Annotated in this window: 14 protein-coding genes and 1 pseudogene; 6 read left to right on the top strand and 9 right to left on the bottom strand. The window is 60.4% G+C overall.

Annotation, left to right across the window (positions count from 1 at the left end; all coding sequences use genetic code 11):
• Positions 1–47: 47 nt before the first annotated feature.
• Both HUK73_RS02740 and HUK73_RS02735 read right to left on the bottom strand, forming a co-directional pair.
• Positions 48–2,267: a TonB-dependent receptor gene (locus tag HUK73_RS02740; protein ID WP_176590523.1), complete on the bottom strand. Its 2,220-nt coding sequence runs from the start codon at positions 2,265–2,267 to the stop codon at positions 48–50.
• A gap of 211 nt (positions 2,268–2,478) precedes the next feature.
• Positions 2,479–3,234 (bottom strand): alpha/beta fold hydrolase, encoded by a 756-nt coding sequence (locus HUK73_RS02735; protein ID WP_255325901.1) that lies wholly within the window; start codon positions 3,232–3,234, stop codon positions 2,479–2,481.
• Positions 3,235–3,351: 117 nt separating this feature from the next.
• Between HUK73_RS02735 and HUK73_RS02730 the strand changes: the two genes are divergently transcribed.
• Positions 3,352–4,524: an acyl-CoA dehydrogenase family protein gene (locus HUK73_RS02730; RefSeq protein ID WP_176590521.1), complete on the top strand. Its 1,173-nt coding sequence runs from the start codon at positions 3,352–3,354 to the stop codon at positions 4,522–4,524.
• A gap of 30 nt (positions 4,525–4,554) precedes the next feature.
• Here the strand turns inward: HUK73_RS02730 and HUK73_RS02725 are convergent, their stop codons facing one another.
• Complete coding sequence (locus HUK73_RS02725; protein ID WP_176590520.1) at positions 4,555–6,777, bottom strand: CoA transferase; 2,223 nt, start codon at positions 6,775–6,777, stop codon at positions 4,555–4,557.
• A gap of 416 nt (positions 6,778–7,193) precedes the next feature.
• Positions 7,194–8,189 carry an IS481 family transposase gene (locus HUK73_RS02720; protein WP_176590519.1) on the bottom strand — a complete coding sequence of 332 codons (996 nt, stop codon included), beginning with the start codon at positions 8,187–8,189 and terminating at the stop codon, positions 7,194–7,196.
• Positions 8,190–8,355: 166 nt separating this feature from the next.
• On the opposite strand from HUK73_RS02720, the gene HUK73_RS02715 reads away from it, so the two are divergent.
• From HUK73_RS02715 to HUK73_RS02700, 5 genes and pseudogenes are all read left to right on the top strand, one after another.
• Positions 8,356–9,438, top strand: coding sequence for an IS630 family transposase (locus HUK73_RS02715; protein ID WP_176590518.1), 1,083 nt, complete (start codon positions 8,356–8,358; stop codon positions 9,436–9,438).
• A gap of 165 nt (positions 9,439–9,603) precedes the next feature.
• Positions 9,604–11,232, top strand: coding sequence for a transposase (locus HUK73_RS02710; protein WP_218036409.1), 1,629 nt, complete (start codon positions 9,604–9,606; stop codon positions 11,230–11,232).
• Positions 11,196–12,119 (top strand): annotated as a pseudogene (locus tag HUK73_RS27095) (MFS transporter); the annotation flags it as partial. The gene HUK73_RS02710 and the pseudogene HUK73_RS27095, both read left to right, overlap by 37 nt.
• Positions 12,120–12,159: 40 nt before the next feature.
• Positions 12,160–12,765 (top strand): hypothetical protein, encoded by a 606-nt coding sequence (locus HUK73_RS26655; protein ID WP_255326170.1) that lies wholly within the window; start codon positions 12,160–12,162, stop codon positions 12,763–12,765.
• Between the two features lie 45 nt (positions 12,766–12,810).
• A complete protein-coding gene (locus HUK73_RS02700; RefSeq protein ID WP_176590516.1) occupies positions 12,811–13,995 on the top strand; it encodes an acyl-CoA dehydrogenase family protein in 1,185 nt (394 codons plus the stop codon).
• 47 nt (positions 13,996–14,042) lie between these two features.
• On the opposite strand, the gene HUK73_RS02695 is transcribed toward HUK73_RS02700, so the two are convergent.
• From HUK73_RS02695 to HUK73_RS02675, 5 genes are all read right to left on the bottom strand, one after another.
• Complete coding sequence (locus HUK73_RS02695) at positions 14,043–15,230, bottom strand: acyl-CoA dehydrogenase family protein (RefSeq protein WP_176590515.1); 1,188 nt, start codon at positions 15,228–15,230, stop codon at positions 14,043–14,045.
• Between the two features lie 35 nt (positions 15,231–15,265).
• Entirely contained in the window at positions 15,266–16,273 is a 1,008-nt protein-coding gene (locus tag HUK73_RS02690) for an acyl-CoA dehydrogenase family protein (RefSeq protein WP_176590514.1), read from the bottom strand.
• 99 nt (positions 16,274–16,372) lie between these two features.
• Positions 16,373–17,485 (bottom strand): NAD(P)-dependent alcohol dehydrogenase, encoded by a 1,113-nt coding sequence (locus HUK73_RS02685; protein WP_176590513.1) that lies wholly within the window; start codon positions 17,483–17,485, stop codon positions 16,373–16,375.
• An 11-nt stretch (positions 17,486–17,496) separates the two neighbouring features.
• Positions 17,497–18,744, bottom strand: coding sequence for a cytochrome P450 (locus tag HUK73_RS02680; RefSeq protein ID WP_176590512.1), 1,248 nt, complete (start codon positions 18,742–18,744; stop codon positions 17,497–17,499).
• A gap of 191 nt (positions 18,745–18,935) precedes the next feature.
• Positions 18,936–20,174 (bottom strand): cytochrome P450, encoded by a 1,239-nt coding sequence (locus tag HUK73_RS02675; RefSeq protein WP_176590511.1) that lies wholly within the window; start codon positions 20,172–20,174, stop codon positions 18,936–18,938.
• Between the last annotated feature and the right edge of the window lie 4 nt (positions 20,175–20,178).

Genomic DNA, 20,178 nt, shown 5'->3' with positions numbered 1-20,178 from the left:
ACATCGCAATATGCCCCGTTTCACGTTGAAACGGGGCATATCTCATTTTAGAACTTGAAATCGATGGCCGCACCGTAAGTCCGGGGCGGAGCTGGCGACTGCGTATCGCCCAACGCACTTTGCGTCTGGTAGGAACTGTAATGGCTGTTGGTCAGGTTCTTGCCGAAGACGCTGATGCCGAACCGTTGATCCGGACCGAAGCCAAGCCTCGCCGTGGCGTTCAACAGATCGTAGCTGTCCTGCACCATGCGATTGTCCGCTTCCCAGAAATATTTGCCGGTCCAGGCATAGTTCATGGTTAGCGCAAGTTCGGTCTGACCCACGGGAATGGCGTAGGTTCCACCGATGTTGAAGGCGAATTTCGGCGAACGGACCATGCGGTTGCCGCTGAGATCGGTCGAACAGGAAACGTTGCCGCCCGTCGGCGTTCCGGTCGAGTGCGGCGTCGGCGTGCAAACGCCAGGCGCGGGAACGAGCGACGGGCCATCGGGAAACGACTTGTACTTGGCATCGAGATAGGTTGCGCCAAAGTTGATGTCCAGGCGACCATTGGCGAGGCGAGGCGAGAATACGCCCTCGACCTCTGCGCCATTGATGCGCCCTTGTGCCGCGTTCAACAGGAACAGCGTGCCGTTTTCAAGTCGTGCGAGTTGGATGTCCTTATAATCATAATGGAACCCGGCAATGTTGAGGCGCAGCGTCCTGTCGAACAGTTCCGACTTCAGGCCGAGCGTATAGGCGTCGAGCGTTTCGGGCCTGACAGGCGGCTGAAGCTCCTGCGCCGAGTTAAAGACGCCGCTCTTGAAACCGCGGTCGTAGCTTACATAGGCCATGACGTGATCGGCAAGTTTCTGGTCGAGCGCAAGACGCCAGGTCAGCTTGCTGTAGTTCGCCTTGGTACGGGCCCGTGTCAACAATATGGTCCCCGCGCCCGCCGGATTTGGCGCCAGCGCATATCGTTCGGCCGAAAATTCGCGAGCGTCGTTCGTGAAACGCAGGCCGGCCGTGAATTGCGTGCTCTGCCCAAGATCGTAGGTTCCCTGCGCATAACCGGCGTAGGATCTGGTATCCTGAACAGGATAAGTGCTATAATTCTGGCTAGGTATGAAAGCGCTTGTAATCGTCAGAGGATCGTAGGCGGAGCGCGCATTGAAATAGAATGCGCCCACGGTATATTCGAAATTCGGCAGCGAGCCGTTGTAAAGAATTTCAGTCTGCCAGGTCCGGTTACTTTCGTGAATCTGCGCTACGAGGAAGGGCGCCCCGGTCGAATCCAGATCGATGTTGACCTGGGACTTCAACTGTCTGAAGGCGTTCAATATCGTCAGGGAGCCGCTTCCCAACTGACGTTCATATTGCAGGCTCACACCCCAATAATCGGTGCGGACCTTTGTTTCATAGTCCCCCTGCATATCATAGAAGCCACCCGCGGGTCTGATGCCCAGCGCCGAAACAGTGCCTGCCACGACATCGCGCGTGGCGCCCAGATCGCTATTGTCGCGCGACCAGTCGGCCGACAGGGTAAGGCGATCCTCGGATGTCGGTTCCCACTGGATCTTCGACCGCAGCCCCCCGCTTCTGCGATAGAGCGCATCGTCACCGGTTGCGATATATCTGCCGAAGCCATCATATTGGCGTTCATATTGTACGGCCAGATCTATCGCCAGATTGTCCGATAGACCCGTCGTCGCATAGGCCTTTCCTTCAAGCGTCGCATAATTGTCAAAAGACAGGCTGCCCTCAAGCGACGTGTCGTAACTTGGCTTGCGCGTAATCACATTTATCAAGCCGCCCGTGGCATTGCGTCCGAACAATGTGCCCTGCGGGCCCTTCAACACCTCGACCCGTTCGATATTGTTGAAGGAGAATACATTGCCGACAGCCGACATGTAATAGACGCCGTCGATATAGGTCGCGATCGGACTTTCGACACCTGCCGCAACCGACTGCGTGCCGACACCGCGAATATAGGGCGTCGCGCCTTTCAGCTGCCGCGTAAAGGTAAGGCCTGGCGTCATCTGTACCAGGTCGTCGGTAGCCGATATGCCGGTCGCTCCAAGAGTTTCCGCACTGATCGTCGTGATCGTGATGGGCACCGACTGCTGGCTCTGCGAGCGCCGCTGCGCGGTCACGATGATGTCGGAAAGACCACCGCTATCGACAGCCGATCCCTGTCCCTCGCCCACATCGCCCGCTTGCTGCGCCATCGCGGCATGGGCTGGCAGCATCGCAACCAAGGATGCCAGCATGGCAAACTTCAATTTCATATCCCTCTCCCTGAACTAATCCTGCTGCCGGTTTTCCGGACGCCAGCGTCATGTGTATCATGCCCCTTCTTTCACAAATTATCAGTGCCGGCGATTGACCCAACTGGATGAAAATCGCGCACTATAATGTCGAAGAAGTAATCTAACCTATCGATTCTCATTTTAATTCATTGCTCTAACCATTGCACGACCGCACGAAAATTCCAGGCGATCAGGCAAGGGAAACCAGCATATCGGTCAGACCTTCGGCCATGCTGTAAAATGGCGAGTGCCCGCTCTCGACAGTCTCAACCTGCGCGCAAGGCATGGCCGCTATCATCGCCAGTTGATGTTCGGGCGCAATGGCCCGGTCGAGCGCGGTTACGATATAAGCCCGCGCAACCGATTCATATCGGTCGGACAGCAAGGGCATTTGCGCCCTGAGCACTTCGACAGGTTCGGGATGCAGCCGCTTCATCGCCGCGAAGGCATCGGGCATCGGACAATCGTGGAACAGCGTTTCATGCGCGGTGGCCGGATCGAAGATGAAGGTCGTACCGTCAGCCTGGAACACAAGCGGCGGCGCATCCTCCGTCACGGGCATGGATGCGATGTCGGAACCGGACGGCGATAGCAGCGCCGCGAGGTAGACCAGCCTGGCTATGCGTTCAGGCGCCATTTCCGCCACGCGGCTGATGATCGCACCGCCCAGGCTATGCCCGACCAGAATGACCTTTTCTTTCTGCCGTTCGATCAGCGCGGCGACATGTTCGGCACGGGCGCTCATGACGTCCAGCCCGGCCCTGGCCGGCGCGTCGCGCAAGTCGGGCGCCGACACCCTGTGTCCATTGGCTGCAAGGAGCGGCATCACCTTCTCCCACGCCCAGGCACCGTGACATGCTCCATGAACAAGCAAAAATGTTGCCAATTTCCGTTCCGTGCAGAAGTTCGACCCATATGATTGCCGGCATGGACATGAACTGCCCATGCCGGATTGGACAGGATTAATTGTCATGGTCCAACAACCATAATCCAGTTCAGGCAAGCCATGCCTGGCCATATCCTGAACCCTGCCGAGCGAACGCATCATGTGAGGACAAGCGCGATGACGACGAGGCAAGACGGTTCTTCCCAATTCACGCCCTTCAAACTGGAACATGATCTTTTCCGTGATACCCTGCGCCGCTTCATCCGCGACGAAATCGATCCCCATTATCGCGCATGGTGCGATCCTCGCGCCGGCGGCGTGCCGCAGGAAATCTGGAAGACGGCGGCCAGACTCGGCCTTGTCGGCACGCTCGTTCCGGAGGATTGGGGCGGCCCCGGCGGTACGCAGCTCTTCAACATCATCCATGCCCAGGAAATGGGCCGAGCGGTTGCCGGAGCGTGGGTAGGCGGTATTTTCGAAAACGACATGCTGACCGAAATGCTGGTGGCATTCGGTTCGCGTGAACAGAAGGACCACTGGTTTCCAGCCATTCTGGCAGGCGAAACCAACCAGGCCCTTGGCCTGACGGAACCTAGCGCCGGATCGGACGTCCTGTCTCTTCGCAGCATTGCGCGCAAGGATGGCGGCGATTACCGGATCAGCGGCCAGAAGGTCTACATAAGCAATGGCTGCAATGCGGATCTTTTCTACATTCTCGCGCGCACCCAGGAGGATTGCGACGGTCCCCGCCATGCGATGACAATGTTCCTTGTCGAGGGCGACGCAAAGGGCTTTGCCCGGCGGCGCATGGACACGCTGGGCATGAAGGCTCAGGGCGTGGCGGAACTTTTCCTCGACGATGTAAGGGTTCCGGCGACGGCCATCGTGGGAAAGCGGGGGTGCGGCCTGTCCGACAATCTGCGCCTTCTATTTCCCCCGGACCGCGCGATTTCCGCAGCCCGTTCATTTGGGGCGATGCAACTGGCCTTCGACCTGACCGTCGCGCACGCGAAAGAACGGAAGATTTCGGACAAGACGTTGATCCAATATCAGAACACCCAGTTCAAGCTTGCCGAGATCCGCGCGGACATCCTTGCAGGCGAAGCGTTTCTCGATACTGTCCTCAACAAGCTGGACAATGGGACGCTGGACGACGAGACAGCCTCCGCCGCGAAGATCTGGTTCGCCGACCGCGCCTTTCACGCAGCCAACGAATGCCTGCAACTGCATGGCGGCTACGGCTATATGACGGATGCGCCCATTTCGCAGATATTCACCGCAACGCGGCTGGCGTCCATCTATGCCGGCACGAGCGAAGTCCAGAAAAAGACGATGGCCCGGTTTTTTTAAGGACCGGGCGCTCGCACGGCGCGCCGATCTCTACATGACGGTTCCGTTTCCGAACATCCTGGCGCGCTCCTCCGGTGAAAAACCCAGCTCCGCAAGAATCTCACCGCTGTCCGCGCCGGCCGCCCTCGACAGACGTTGGTGCGAAGCCGTCCTACTGCGCGAAAAGCGGACCAGCGGCCCGATGCAATGTCGAACCAGTCCATAGTCGGCATCGTCCACTTCCTGCAGGATGTCACTTGCCTTGAGGACCTCCTGCCAACCGTCCCGTACACAGGCCTCCGCCCAGACGCCCGCGGCATGCAGCCGATCCAGTTGCCGCTGCGTAGTCTCCTGTACGATCCGGGCGCCCAGCCTGTCATGTTCGCTTGCCCCCCAATCCCGCCTGCACGCGGGAACTTCAACGCCAAGGACTGCGGCGAACTCCGCAGCCATCGCATCAGAGCGGGCAGCAACGGCGATCCAGCCGTCCGATGTTCGATACAGGCATTCTGATGGATGAAAGCCGGTCTGGCTCCCGTCCAGCACTTCTGCTCCCATATTCTGGCCCGTTGGCGAACGGACAAGTTCCGACATCATCCAGGCCCCGATGTTGAGCAGATTGGTTTCGACTGACATTGTCCGACCTGTCTTCACCCGTTCGTAAAGCCCGGCCAGCACTGCGATGGCGCCGACAGCGCCTGCCGTGAAATCGACGATCGGCGTTCTGGTACAGAGCGGCGGATTGACCGTTCCGCCAGCCCGGACCTGCAAGCCGCAATGCGCCTGTATCACCATGTCGAAACCCGGCATCGCAACCTTTGGTCCTTGCGGCCCATAGGCGGTCGTTTCCAGGGTGATGAGGTCCGGATTGACGCCACGCAGCGTTTCCTGGTCTAGCCCCAGACGGCTGCTCACTCCCGGCCGGAAGTTGTTCAGGGCGATGTCGGCCGTCCGGCAGAGCCGATCGAGGACCGCCTGTCCATCGGGCGACTTCGCATCGATGCGGATCGACCGCTTTCCGATATTCGCGGAAATGATCGTCCGTTCCCCGCTCAAGGTCGCCGGACCGGACGGGGACTCGACCCGGATGATGTCAGCGCCATAATCGCCCAACAGTTTTGCCGCATAGGGACCGGCGACGAAAATGCCGCAGTCCATGACGCGGACACCGGCGAGCGGGGGGCCGCTTGCATCGTGGTCGACTGGCCCGGCTGGCGACGGTCGGGACGATTCAGAAGCAAGGCCGACGCGGATGGGGTTGCCCACATATTCCCACCCGTCCGGGTCGACCTGGATCAGACCGTTGAACCTGAGCTGTTCGTCATCCCAGCATTCTCCGGGTTCCAGAACGGCCTCCACCGGCACCCCGTTGTCGCGAAATGCCTGAACCAGCGTCACGCGGTCGAATGCGCGAGCATGGCGGTCGTAAAGCTCGACATCACCGAAAAATGCAGCCGGCCCGCGCGACTGGTCAGGCATGCCCCGATCGGCATCGCACACCTTGCCGCCGATCTTCAGGGCTGTGTGCACACCCGCGACGGCGCCGGGAACCGCCATGGTGATCTGGACGAACTCCGCGTCGGCACAGCGCAGCGTCAGATGTCGCACGTCTCGCGGAGTGATGCTCCGGAAACCGTGATCCGGCCTTTCCGCCGTCATCCAGAACGGCCCCCAGAACATCGCCCCACCCGCCACGAGCGAAGCCGTGACGACTTGCCCGAACCCGCTTTTTTCCCGCTCCACCAGACAGGTCAGGGTTCCAATCAATCCAAGCAGGGCGGCCCCGTAACTGGGCATGGGAAATGACTGCACATTCGGCCGGGCCGAATATTGTTCATGAACGATGCCCAGCCGCGCCTGAACAAGAAGATCGACGGCCGGGTGGCGACCATGAAACGACACAGGATCGCCGACCAGTTTCAGGACGATCAGTTTAGGATAATCCCGGCTCAGCGCCTCCGCGCTCCGGCAACCGGCGTCGAACCCCGGATAATCCTCTCCACCCACTATGCAGATGTCGGCCCGCTCCAGCAGATCGACCGCGCTCTCAGGGTCGGCCAGAACGGCATTGCGATGCCAGAAACGATAGGCGGAATAAATATCGTAAAACGGATCGCCCGCCCGCGGTTCGATACGGTCGACGCGCGCGCCAAACTCCGAGAGCTGTTTCGCCACAAGAGCCGCAGACATGCCCGCGCCAAAGTCGACCACACGCAAGTCGTGAAACGCGGTCCTGACCCGCGCATTTTCGCTGCGGTTGCCGGCATCGGCCATGCGTCAACCTCTCCCCGTCTGAAATCTGTTTGCAGGTTACATGAACCAGAAAGTCCGTCTATGAAAGAAGCGTCTGGCAGGCATCATGATCTGGCCTGGACTGGAACCTTGTTCTCTTCGTCTTCGGCCCAGATTATCCCTGCCCCCGCAATAATCGGAATCGGTGCATGACATTGGCGATTCCGGAACAAATAGCGAACAATTTGATCGCACCTGTAATGCTCTCGGCCGTTCTGTTGCTGGTAAGCGTCCGGTGTCAGCGCGACAGGTCACACTACCGTCGGTTGCGACTGGAATTTCCAACACCCTTGAATGCTTTGTTGAGAGCCTTCAGATAAAAGTCATATAGTTCGTCGAGCTCAGTTTCGTAACAATCTGCGCGGGTATCGGGACGGTACAAAAATATAAGCCGAACGCTAGTTGTCTGGTTGCGACACATCATTGGCATAATATAAGATGTCGTCGACTTTAGTCATAAGATCGTCCGGTACCGACGGTTTGTAAAGAGGATTGGCGAGCGCGGGTGCCAGTGCGATCCGTTCCTCCACCTTCTGGCGTGGTGAGCTGCCTTGGAGCGCGCGCTGTCGTCGTCGATTGTAGGCGCGGTTGAAGCCGGCCAACAGGATTTCGAGATCCGCGTGGCCGGCGACGTTGATGCCCAGCACCTCGCTGGCGATGCGGCCGTTGAAGCGCTCGACCATGCCATTTGTCTGGGGTGTATAGGGTTTTGTCTTGCGATGAGTGACCTTGATCTTGGCGCAAGTGCGTTCAAAATCGTCGGCGGTGAAGCAGGATCCCCGGTCGGTCAGGACATGGGTGATGCGGAAAGGGAACGCCTTCCTAGCGGCGTTGAGAAAGGTGATAGCGTTGGCGGCATTCTCGGCGTCGTAGACGTCGAGATGGACGAACCGTGAGCAGCGATCGATGGCTACATAGAGGAAGCGCTTGCGGATCTCACCGTCCGCGGTACGCAGCTTGGGCAGATGTTTTACGTCGATGTGGACGAAGCCCAGATCATAGTCCTTGAAGCGGCCTTGCCCTTTGCGCGGCTGCGTCGTGGGTTTGGGTGGGCGGCGGTTGAGCCCCTCGGCCTTGAGCACCCGATAGATGCTGTCGCGATTGAGGTGTGGCAGGAAGTGCCGGAGCACGAAGGTGAGATCATCCAGGGCGAAGCCAGTCGACCTGCGCACAGCGCAGATGATGGCGCGCTCTTCCTCGGACATGCACCAAGCCAGGCGCTTGGGCCGGCTTGAGCGATCCTGGACCTCCTTCTCGCCGCGTCTGCGCCACTTGCGGACGGTTTCGTCGCTGATGCCATAGCGCTTTGCGACGACACTGGCAGACTCGGTAGAACGAGCGATTTCCGCCCGCACAACAGGCGTGGTTCGGGCCTGGGGATGTATCTGCACCATCACAAAACCTCATCAACAAGAGCAGCAAAGCGCCATGCGTGATCCGCAATAGCGCTGCTTACCATGTCCCAATGATGTGTCGCAACCAGACAACTAGTGGATTGACCGGAACAAAAGAGTCCGGTGGGGGATTCCCATCGGCTTGCTGGCGTGCGAGTCTGAGAGGATGCGCGATGGCATCACTTTCACCCTGTCCGCCGCCGACCGTCAGCGATTGTGCGACATTACAGCGGCCCCGCAGAGCCCGCAGAAGCACGTCTGGCGGGCACGGATCGTGCTGCTGAGCGGCGATGGTCTGGGCACCTCTGCGATCATGGCCGAAACCGGCAAATCGAAGACCTGCGTTTGGCGCTGGCAGGAACGCTTCATGGACGAAGGCGTCGATGGCCTGCTTCGCGACAAATCCCGTCCGCCCGGCAAGACGCCGATACCGCCCAAGCGTGTCGCCGAGATTGTCCGCCTGACGCAGGAACCGCCTCCGCATGAGGCGACCCACTGGACGGTACGCGCGATGGCAAAGGTGGCCGGGATTGCCGCCTCGACGGTGCAGGCGATCTGGAAGGCGCATGGCCTCAGTCCGCACCGCTGGCGCAGCTTCAAGCTGTCGAACGATCCGGCGTTTGCCGAGAAGCTCACCGAGATCGTCGGCCTCTATGTCGAACCACCGGCTCATGCGGTGGTGCTGTCGGTCGATGAGAAGTCGCAAATCCAGGCGCTTGACCGCACTCAGCCCGGCCTGCCGATGAAGAAGGGCCGGGCTGGCACCATGACCCATGATTATAAGCGCCATGGCACGACCACGCTGTTCGCCGCGCTCAACGTGCTGGACGGAACCGTCATCGGACAGAACATGCAGCGCCATCGCCATCAGGAATTCATCCGTTTCCTCAACCGGATCGAGCGCGAAGTGCCGGCGGACAAGGCGATCCACGTGATCCTCGACAACTATGCGGCCCACAAGAAGGACAAGGTCCAACAATGGCTCGCCCGCCATCCACGCTGGTCCTTCCACTTCACGCCGACCTCGTGTTCCTGGCTCAATGCCGTCGAGGGCTTCTTCGCCAAGCTGACCCGGCGCCGGCTCAAGAACGGCGTCTTCCATTCCCTCGTCGATCTCCAGGCCGCCATCAACCGCTTCATCCGTGAATACAACGCGGCCTACCCCAAGCCTTTCATCTGGAAAGCCAATCCCGATGACATCATTGCCGCACGAAACCGAGGGTTCCAAACGTTGGAATCAATCCACTAGGATGAATTTTTGCTCTCTTCCGCGCGCTGGCGCAGAACGGGTCGGCCGTGTGTTCCTCTCGCCCATTGCATGCGGCGCGGGCCGATTTCAGCACAGATGGTAAGCGGGGCAAATTTCCGGGCAGGGGGACTGGACAAGGTTGGTTTGGCGTGATTCACACTGCCGATGACTTCGGGCAACGACATTGGCGGTACAAGAGGCGAGGAGGATATTCGTCGGGTTGTTGCTGCGCTGGTTGAGCGTTGCGACCGTCTGGAAGCGACGAACCAGGATCTGCTGATCGAGAGGGCGGCTGACAAGCTGGAGATCCAGGCATTACGGGACGAGATTGCGCGATTGAAGGGCGATCCGCCGCGTCCCCGCTTCAAGTCGAAGCCATCGGGGATGGAGAAGTCGACGTCACCGACACCGGGGAAGAAGCGGAGCAAGCGGAGGCGTGGGGCGGTGCAATCGAAGCTCACCGTCAGCCGGGATGTGACGCTGAAAGCGGCAGTTCCTGATGGCTCACGTTTCAAGGGTTACGAAGACGTCTTGGTGCAGGATCTTCGGCTTGAAGTTGACGTCATCCGCTATCGTCGCGAGATTTGGCGGGGTCCTGATGGTAAGCGGATCGCAGCAGAGTTGCCGGCGGGCATTTTGGGAGGCTTTGGCCCCGAGCTACGGCGCTTTATCACGGCGGGTCATTTCCAAGGTCAGATCACCAGCGAACGGCTGTGCTCGATGTTGAACGGGATGGGTTTGGCCATTTCCAAACGCCAGGTCGTACGACTGCTCAGCCGTGGGCTCGACGATCTGGTTGCCGAAGATCGGGCGATTTTAGCCACGGGGATTTCCACGGCGCAATGGATCAATGTCGACGACACTTCCGCTCCGCATGCTCGCAAGAATGGGTATGTCACCCATCTTGGGGATCGGCGCTTCGCGGTGTTTCGCAGCAGCTTTTCCAAATCGCGGCGCAATTTTCTCAATCTTCTTCAGGCGGGCATCAGCCATTTTGTCGTCAACGACGAAGCGCTAGCCAAAATGCGCGAGATGAACCTCGCGTCCGAACCGATTGCCGTGCTGGAAGCCCACGAAGCCAAGCATTTTGAGAGCCCCGAGGCGTGGCAGGCGCATCTTTGCGCGCTGGGCTTTGACAAGTTGAGCGTCACGCCCGATCCCACCAAGGTCGCGACCGAAGGCGCGCTATGGGGCGCCCTTTGCGAACAAGGTCTGCTCGGCGACACAGCTATCGTCTCCGATGGCGCCGGTCAGTTCCGCGTCGGCAGCAACCATGCGTTGTGCTGGGTACATGCAGAAAGGCTGGTCCACAAACTCCATCCCCGCTCGAAGAAAGATCGTGAAGCGCTCGAACTCATCCGCACGTTGATCTGGTGGTTCTACGCCGATCTCAAAGCCTGGCAAAAGCATCCGGATCCCAAACGGGGCCGTGCCCTCAGGGTTCGTTTTGACCGGATCTTTGCCCGCAAAACCGGCTTTGTGATGCTCGATCGGCAATTGGCACGCCTCTACCGCCAGAAAAACGATCTCCTGCGCGTTCTGACACGTCCCGAAATCCCGTTGCATACCAACGGTTCGGAAAACGATATCCGCAGCTTTGTCACCAAGCGCAAAATTTCCGGTGGCACCGTTAGCGAACAAGGACGGATCGCTCGCGACATCATGCTCGGCCTGATCAAAACCTGTGCCAAGCTTGGCGTCTCCTTCTACCAATTCCTCGGTGATCGCTTCGCCGTTCCCGGCGCGCCATCCGTTCCATGGCTGCCGGACCTCGTCAGCGCCGCTCCCGCCTGACCGCCCGGGAGTTTGCCCCGCTTACGCACAGATGCAATCAATCGCCTGAAAAGCTTGCAATAATGCGTTTGAACGTGAAGCTCTTGTCCAAAAGCAGGCGCGAACCCACGCGCCGAGAGAGACGATGCGAGGCTCGACAAAATGAAGCAAACCGCCGCGGGCGCCAAATTCGCCCCAGCCGTGCTGGCGCGGCAAGCATGAATGACGCTTATCGGCGCGGGCACCTCGCCCGTAAAGCCGAAGTGCGCGGCGCGCCATCGCCGTTCCAGCCCGTGCTGGCTGTCACGCTGCTCTGCCTCCTGACCATCATTTCCTATGTCGACCGGACGATCATATCGCTGCTCGCAGAGCCGATTCGCGCCGAACTGGGGGTCAATGACATCCAGATCGGCCTGCTTTCGGGCTTCACCTTCATCCTGCTCTATTGCTCCGCCGGAATCCCGCTGGCGCGGATTGCCGACGGCGGGAACCGCAAATGGCTCATCGGCCTTGGCGCGCTGTCGTGGGGCATGATGACGGCGCTGTCCGCGACCGCGTCCAATTTCGAAATACTGCTCTTCTTCCGTCTGGGCGGCGGCCTTGGCGAGGCGGCTCTGGTGCCCTCGGCAATCTCTCTGCTGGCGGACATGTTTCCGGTCGAACGGCGCGCCACGCCGCTCAGCCTTTTCTTCGGATCGAGCATCCTGGGCGGCGCGCTTTCGCACGCGCTGGGCGGCGGCGCCCTTGCTTGGTACGCCGCACTGCTGGCGGCGGGAACGGTGCCCCCGCTCTATTCGCCATGGCAACTGACCTTTGCCATCGTCGGCCTGCCCGCTGTGATCCTCGGCCTCGCCTTCATCCTGTTCGTACGCGAACCGCTCCGATGCCGAGCCAGGCCATCATCCGGCTTTCGGCCAGACGGTTCGATACTTTCTTTACTGCGGCCGGTTGTTCGGGCAATTTTTCCTCGGCATCTCCATTTACCAGATTCCGCTTTTCGCCTTCACCCTGTGGACGCTTCCCTATCTCGTGCGCGGATTCGCCTTTACCCCCAGCAAGGCGGGCGTGCTGATAACCTCGACAGCGGGAATGGCGGCGGTGTTGAGTGCGGCCGCGACGCCCTTTCTCGGCTCGAAACTGATCACGCGCGGCCGCATCGACCGAATCCCGCTGCTTGCCGCCACCATGATGACCTGCGCGATCCCGGCGACCGGTGTCGCCTTCCTGTCGGACTCGCTTATGGCGACGATGGTCGCGGCCTCCCTCGCCTTGTTCTTCGTCGCGGGATCCTACACGCTCCCACAGATCGTCGCGCAGCATCTGGCCCCGGCGTCGATGCGAGCGCCGTTCGTCGCTGTCTATTTCCTGCTGAGCAACGTCATAGGCGCCGGCCTTGGAGGCGTGCTCACGCCCTATGTCGCGACCTTCTTCAACGGACCGGCGGCCATCGGTCCAGCTGTCTTCGCCGTGACCGCAGGCGTCACGCCGATCGCAATGCTGCTGGTCCTGTGCTCCACCAAATCCTTTCCTATGCCGGGCAGGCAAGCCCGATAGAAACCCCCCGCCCGTGCGCCGTGAACAGTTCGAACAGGAACAGCCATGACCGACCCTGTCATTTCCCCCTATCTCACACCCGAACGGTTGATGATCCGCGATCTCGCGCGCGACTTCGCCCGCGCGGAAGTGCTGCCGGTCGCGAATGAACTCGATCCCCAAAAGGGCGACATTCCCGATGCGCTGATCGAGAAGATGGCCGCGCTGGGCTTTTTCGGCATCCTCATTCCGGAAGAATATGGCGGGCTTGGCCTCGGCGTCTTCGAATATTGCCTCGTCGCGGAGGAACTGGCGCGCGCCTGGATGAGCGTCGCCAGCCTGCTCGCGCGCGGAAACGCATTCTACCGCGCCATTCCCGGCAGCGAGGCGGAACGGCGCGAAAAGATTGCCGCGATGGCTACGGGCAAATATCTCGGCGCCGCCGCCCTTTCGGAACCCGGCACCGGCTCCGACCTTTCCGGGATCAGCTGTCGCGCGCGCCGCGATGGCGATGAATGGGTGATAACAGGCAACAAATATTGGTGCACATTCGCCGATCGTGCCGATTTCATCAGCGTCCTGTGCCGGATCGACGAACCGGGTGCCGACCAGGCCGCCCGTCCCCGCACGATCAGTCTGATCGTCGACAAGCTGCGCTGCGCCTTCCCGGACGGGCTGAGCGGAAGCCCGATCCCCAAGATCGGCTATCATGGCTGGAAAACCTGGGAACTGCGGTTCGAAGGGCTGCGCGTGCCGGCACGGGACGAGAGGGGATCGGGCAAGGCTTTCGAGGAGGCGGCCGCATCGCTTGGCGTTGCGCGCGCCCACACTGCGGCCCGTTCGATCGGCCTGGCCCAGGGCGCTCTGGAAGACGCCATCGCCTATGCGAAGGAGCGCGTCCAGTTCGGCGAACCCATTGCCAACTTCCAGGCGATCCGGTTCAAGATCGCGACGATGGCGACCGAGATCGAGGCCGCCCGCCAGCTCATGCATCATGTATGCACGGAACTGGACGCCGGACGCCAAGCCCGGGCCGAAATTTCGATGGTCAAATATTTCGCATCCGAAATGTCTGAACGGGTGACGAGCGAGGCGATGCAGATATTGGGCGGCGCGGGCTACACCACGCTCCATGCCGTCGAACGCCACTGGCGCGACGCCCGGCTTACCAGGATATTCGAGGGAACATCGGAAATCCAGCAGAGGATCATCGCAGACGCCCTGCTCGGCAAGCCGGTTCGGCCGTCATGAACGATCCCGCACCTATAACCGACAGGTGCCGGGCCCGCATGCCGCGTTCAGATCAATCTGCCGATCGTGCCGAGCTGGATTTCGTTCGTACCGGCATAGATGGTCTCCAGCCGGGCGAAGGTGAAAATCCGCGATATGGGGGATTCAGTGATGTAGCCGTAGCCGCCATGCAATTGCAGGCACTCATTGGCGATCTCGAACTCCTTCGAACAGATCCAGTATTTCGCGCTTGACGACGTCAGCGGGTCCAGCAAACCCGCCTTGAACTGTCGCAGCAACGTGTCCTTGAAACCTTCCATCACCTCTATATCGGCCCGGATGGACGCCAGCTTGGCGCGGCTATTGCCGAAATCGATCACGCGCCGGCCAAAGACCCGGCGCTCGCTGGTATGCTGGACGGTCAGGTCATAGGCCAGGCGGCAGACCGAAATGGCGCGCAGCGCCAGGCCGACGCGGTCCGCCGTGAACAGGAAGGCCAGATTTTCCCGCAACGCCATCCCCGGCTTGCCCAATATCGCCGTTTCAGGGACGCGCATATCTTCCATGAACAGTTCGGCAACGGACCCCGCCCGTTCGCCAAGCGTCGACATGCGCTGCCTTTCCATGCCCGACGTGTTCATATCGACCAGGAACATTGTAAGGGCCCCCCGCCCCCTCTCAATATCCTCATCGGTCCGGGCGACCAGATAGCAGAGGTCGGCGTGCATGCCGTTGCTGATATAGACCTTCTGTCCGCTGATCAGATAATCGCTGCCGTCGCGACGCGCCCGGGTCTGCATGGCGTTGACGTCGCTGCCCGCCGCCGGTTCCGATATGCCTGCGCATGAAATCGTCGTCCCGGCCAATATGCCCGGACAATAGCGCTGCTTCTGTTCCTCGGTCCCATGCTCCACCAGCATGGAGGTCATCAGGTCGGCGCTGAACAGGGTTGCGCCGGTGCTCACGCCCGCGACCGATTTGCCCATTTCCTCGGCAAGGATCATCTTGAAGAGAAGGTCGGCCCCCGGGCCGCCATAAGCCTCCGGAATGGCCAGCCCTACCAGACCGGCGTCCGCCGCCTTCTGCCAGATTTCCCGCGGATATCCGATTTCCGTATGCTCCCACTCAAGATAGTGGGGTTCGAGTTCCTTCTGGATGAAGCGACGCGCGGTTTCGCGAAACATCTCATGTTCGGTGCTGAAGATTTCTTCATTGAAATCATGACCTTCAAGTTCCAGCCGTGCAGTTGTACGCATGACGCTATCCTTTTCCGCCTGTCTCTGGAGCGGGATCAAATCTGCCCGGAAACCAGATCGCGAAGCATATTGCCCCGCATGGCGTCCGCCAGCATTGTGGTAATGACTTCCGAAGTTCCGTTTCGGGGGCTGAGTCCCGCCATGGTCGATGCGCGCGCCACTTCCTCGGCACATTCGCTCAGCCACAGCTTTGCCACCGCTCCCTTGAAGGGATCCACCCTTTCCGAGGCGAGATCGCGGAAGATTGCGGTGCGATAGCCCGAAGCGATCATCAGGCGCGCCTGCGCCGCCGCCAGGCGGAACTGTATGTCCTGATCGTCGAACCCGGTCGCCGACCCTGCCGGCCTGCTCTTCGCCGTGGCGACGCTTTCGTTGCAAAGGCGCTGGCCCGCGGCCAGGGTCTCAAGCCCGTCGATCAGGCCGATCACACCCAGAAGACGCTCCAGCTCCTGCGGCTCCGCCGTCAGACGCTGATCGGCCGTGAGCGAGAGCCGATCCAGTTCCACATCGGCCGAACCGGTAACGCTTATATTCTTGCGGTTCACACCCTTGGAAGCGGCGGGAACAAGGTAGCAGGCCCGCCCACCTTCCCCGAACATGACAAGATAAAGCCATTCAGCCTCAGCGGCGACAGGAACGGAATGGATCGTACCGCTCACGACAACCCGGTCCGGGCCTGCTTCGATCGTCAACGCCCGATCGGCCAGGCACAGCGCCTGCACGGGCGGCACGGGTGCGAAAATGACGGACTTCTGCTCGGCGCTGCCCAACAGCTTCGCCAGCAGGCTGTATCTGTCGCTGGCAAGGCATTGCAGCGCCGGCTGGCCCGCCGCCGCTTCCGCCCCAAGGGCCAGCTTCACCAGATCGCCGTCCTGACCGGCGAGCAGGCCCTCCGTCGCCACCTGTCGCAGCACATTGCCGGAACCGGCCGCCGCCGCGCTTTCAAGACATTCGTCGAGACGACGCCTGTACGCGATGCGGTCGTCGCCAAGCATATGGTCGACCATGGCTCTTGAAGGATCGGCGAATGGGGAAGACTTCATGATGCTGCTCTCTGTGTCCTCAAAATTTCACGATGCAAGACTGGATCATTCCGTGCGACGATATCCAACCTTCGGAAAATTGCCATCGGATGGAGCGGTTCACGGCCCGAAAGTCAGGATCGGCTTGATCGCGTCACCCTTTTCCTGCGCTGCCAGGGCTTCATTGATCTGCGAGATGTCAAAGAAGGAAATCAACCGGTCGAGCGGAAATTTGCCGTCCATGAAGAGATCGACCAGATAGGGAATGAACCGCTTGGGATTACTATCTCCCTCGATCACGCCCTTGATCGTCACGCCCTTGCTCAGCATCGAAATGACAGGCAGTCTCGCCATGGCGTCCATCGAATTCATGCCCACCAGGCCAAGCTTGCCGCCGATGCCCAGCGCCTCGACCGCCGCCTCGATCATGGCGGGGATGCCGGTCGTGTCGCAAATGACATCCGCCCCGCCCCCGCATAGCTCGATCAGTCGCGCGGCAATATCGTCTTCCGCGCGGGGATCGACAGCCAGCGTCGCCCCCAGCTCCAGGCCCAGCGTCCGGCGGCTTTCTACCGGTTCGCACAAGATGATCGGATCGCAGCCGACCAGCCGGGCAGCCATCACGGCGCTCAGGCCGACGCCGCCGCCGCCGAATATCACGCAGCTGCTGCCCTTTTCCGGTTTCAGGACATTGAAGATGGTCCCTGCCCCCGTCTGCAATCCGCACCCGAGCGGCCCCAGCATGTGAATGGGCGCGTCGGGGCGAACCTTCACCGCGTTGCGCCGGTTCACCAAGGCATGTGTCGCGAAAGACGACTGGCCGAAAAAATGACCGGCGACCCCATGCCCGTTGCAGGAGGTCGCGCTGCTGCCGTCCTCCCGATAGCCGCCCATGTTGAGTCGGCCGAACTTTTCGCAATAGGCCGGCGCATCCGATCGGCAGGACGGACAGGCACCGCAGGACATGAATGTCAGCACCACCTTGTCGCCGACCGCTATGTCACCGACATCGTCGCCCGCCGCGACGACCACGCCGGCGCCTTCATGACCCAATATGATGGGGACAGGCGAAGGAAACTTGCCGTGCTGAACGGTCAGATCGGTGTGGCATATGCCCGTTCCGGCGATCTTGACCAGCAACTCGTCCGAACGCGGATCGGCGATCCGCGCTTCCGTCAAGCGCAACGGTTCGCCAATGGCGGACAGCAGGGCGACAACGGCTTCAGTTGCCATCGGACATCCCTTCAGGCCTGCTCATGCAGCGCAAAGGGCAGATGCTTCATGCCACAGAACTGGATGGAGGCTACACTTTCCGGTTCCCCGCGCAATTCGAGAGTTTCGAACCGGTCAAGTATCAGACCCATGATGGTGCGGATCTGCAATCGGCCAAGCCAGGCCCCAAGGCAGAAATGCGGACCATAACCAAAGCTTACATGAGGGTTCTGCCGCCGGCCGACATCGAACATGTCCGGTTCCTGGAAAGCCCGTTCATCGCGATTGGCCGAAGCCATCCAAGAAACGACCCAGTCGCCCTCCCTGATGGTTTTGCCGTGCATTTCGACATCGCATTTGGCGGTGCGCATCAAATGCGCGACGGGCGTCGCCCAGCGGATGAATTCATCCGGCAGGGTCTTGAGCAGGGAGCGGTCGTTGCGCAGCCTCTGATATTCCGCCGGATTGCGCGCCAGTTCCAGCATGCCCGCCGAAAGCGAGTTGCGCGTCGTCTCCTGCCCGCCGACAATGAACATATGGCCCAGGAAGCCCAGTTCGTCATCGCTCAGCAGCTTGCCGTCGATCTCGATCTGCGCGATCTGGGTGATCAGGTCCGCCCCGCTGCCCCCGCGACGCCGCAGCCCCAGTTCCCGGCAATAGTTGATGCTGCCCTGCACCCCCTTCTGCCGGGTTTCGAGCGGCGTGCCGATCGAGAATTCCGGCTCTTCCGGGCAGGTATGCATGTTCGTATAGTGAAACAGCATCGGCCAGTCTTCGCGCGGGATATCCATGATCGTAAAGATCATTGACGTAGGCAATCGGGCCGCGACGTCCAGCACGAAATCGATCTGCTTGGACGGGTCCACCGAATCCAAGATTTCCGACGCGACCTGCCGAACCTTGTCCTCCAGCTGATTGATCGCCCGGGGCGAAAAACGCGCGGTGAACTTGCCGCGCGCTACCGTATGGCGCGGTGGGTCGAGCGTCGGCAGCATGGCCCCCGCCTGCTGCAATCTTGCATGTTCCGATTTGCTCGGATCGACCATTTCGGCCGATGTTGGCAGCGAAACCCCCCAGCGCTGCGAACTGAAGCGCTCGGTGTCGCCAAGGATCTTCTGAACATCGGCGTGCCGCGTTACGGACCAGTAATCCCGGCCGAACTTGCCCTTTGTCCAATGAAGCGGGTCTTCATCCCGCATCTTCCTGAACAGGTCATAGGGGTAGCCTTGCGCAAAGAATGCGCCGTCCATCAGCTTGAGATCTTCTTCTTCGCTTATCAAGCTTGCCTCCAAATGCGGTTCGGCGACCAATCGATCAACCCCTCCCGCCGCTTTATCCTACCGTGCCGGCAGCAGCTTTACCGGCTTGGATGGCGCGGCTTGTCTGCCGATATCCGGTTGCCGATGACATGCCGGGTCGCCCCGCCACCGCGTCGCAGGCAGACGAAATCCGGAAACTCCAGGAAAGGGCGCTACGCATCCACCCCCCTCGGCATCAGCTGGAGCGGCAGTTTCACCAGCCCGCGAAAGCCGATGGAATTGCTGAACTCCAGCCTGTCCGCCGGGACCTTCCAATCCTCGAACCGTTCCATGAAAGCTGGCAGCGCCTCGGACATGATCATCTTGGCAAACCAGTGCCCGATGCAGAAATGCCTGCCTGGCGCGAAAGTCATGTTCCGGCCCTGATTACGGCTGAAGTCGATCTCGTTCGGTTGCGCGAACACCGTCGGGTCCCGATTCGCGCCGGCAATCAGGAGGAACGCGATCTGGCCGGCCTTCAGATCCTGCCCATGCCAGGTGAAGTCGGCCGTCACGATACGGCTCATGAGCGTTGACATGTTCACGACGCGCATCATTTCCATGATACACTGCTCAAAATGGTCGGGATTTTGCCGTATATATTCGACGACGTCCTGATGACTGCTCAATTTGGCGACGGTCAGCGCCATGGTGTTCAGAGTCGTATCGTGACCCGCGACGATCACAAGCATCAGCTGCGCCGCGATCTCTTCGTCCGACAGCCGATCGCCATCCTCCCCGGCAAGGATGAGTTCTCCCAGAAAGTCGCGTTCCTGGGACCCGCTTTCCCGCCGCTCGCAAATGACTGGCATGAAGCGCGCGGCCATGTCTCCAATCGCTTCATCGGCTTTCTGGATACGCTCCGGGTCCGGCATGCCGGCAAGCCCCTCATTGAGCGCCCGCGCCCATCGCTCCGTGTCGGCATAGTAATCGGGGCCCAGGCCCATCACATGCAGGATGGCGCTGACCGTTATGGGTCTGGCAAACTGCGCGACGAAGTCAATCTGCGTGGTATTGCCCAGCTGATCGATGGTGCGCCCGACGATTTCACGGACGACCTCTCTATAGCCTTCCGCTATGCGCTTGCTAAAGGCCGCCATCAGCAGCTTGCGCAATCGCGAATGTTCGGGCGGCTCAACATTCGTGACAAAATGCGGAAAATATTTCAATATATTGCCTGTTTTGGCAGCGCGCTCTTCCTCTGGGAATATCCCGATGGCTATCAGGTGACGTTCGGCCGATAGCGGGAGCTTTCCGCTGAACCCTTCGACAACGGCATCATGATGGCCCGCGACCCAGACTTGACTGCTTTCATTCCAGTGCACGGCTGGTTTCTTGGCAAGATCATTGAAGAGGGGAATGATGTCATCCCCCAATATGTCGAACTTGCTGAAATCAATCTCAGGGTTCATCGGT

Source organism: Sphingobium sp. EM0848 (assembly GCF_013375555.1).
Taxonomy (GTDB): Bacteria; Pseudomonadota; Alphaproteobacteria; order Sphingomonadales; family Sphingomonadaceae; genus Sphingobium.
The sequence above is the reverse complement of the archived record's forward strand: the minus strand, read 5'-3'. Positions and strand labels throughout refer to the sequence as shown.

Bases quoted from the DNA above. Each gene is read 5' to 3' on its own strand.
- HUK73_RS02740 (WP_176590523.1), bottom strand. From the start codon at position 2,267: ATGAAATTGAAGTTTGCCATGCTGGCATCCTTGGTTGCGATGCTGCCA.
- HUK73_RS02735 (WP_255325901.1), bottom strand. From the start codon at position 3,234: ATGGGCAGTTCATGTCCATGCCGGCAATCATATGGGTCGAACTTCTGC.
- HUK73_RS02730 (WP_176590521.1), top strand. From the start codon at position 3,352: ATGACGACGAGGCAAGACGGTTCTTCCCAATTCACGCCCTTCAAACTG.
- HUK73_RS02725 (WP_176590520.1), bottom strand. From the start codon at position 6,777: ATGGCCGATGCCGGCAACCGCAGCGAAAATGCGCGGGTCAGGACCGCG.
- HUK73_RS02720 (WP_176590519.1), bottom strand. From the start codon at position 8,189: ATGGTGCAGATACATCCCCAGGCCCGAACCACGCCTGTTGTGCGGGCG.
- HUK73_RS02715 (WP_176590518.1), top strand. From the start codon at position 8,356: ATGCGCGATGGCATCACTTTCACCCTGTCCGCCGCCGACCGTCAGCGA.
- HUK73_RS02710 (WP_218036409.1), top strand. From the start codon at position 9,604: ATGACTTCGGGCAACGACATTGGCGGTACAAGAGGCGAGGAGGATATT.
- HUK73_RS02700 (WP_176590516.1), top strand. From the start codon at position 12,811: ATGACCGACCCTGTCATTTCCCCCTATCTCACACCCGAACGGTTGATG.
- HUK73_RS02695 (WP_176590515.1), bottom strand. From the start codon at position 15,230: ATGCGTACAACTGCACGGCTGGAACTTGAAGGTCATGATTTCAATGAA.
- HUK73_RS02690 (WP_176590514.1), bottom strand. From the start codon at position 16,273: ATGAAGTCTTCCCCATTCGCCGATCCTTCAAGAGCCATGGTCGACCAT.
- HUK73_RS02685 (WP_176590513.1), bottom strand. From the start codon at position 17,485: ATGGCAACTGAAGCCGTTGTCGCCCTGCTGTCCGCCATTGGCGAACCG.
- HUK73_RS02675 (WP_176590511.1), bottom strand. From the start codon at position 20,174: ATGAACCCTGAGATTGATTTCAGCAAGTTCGACATATTGGGGGATGAC.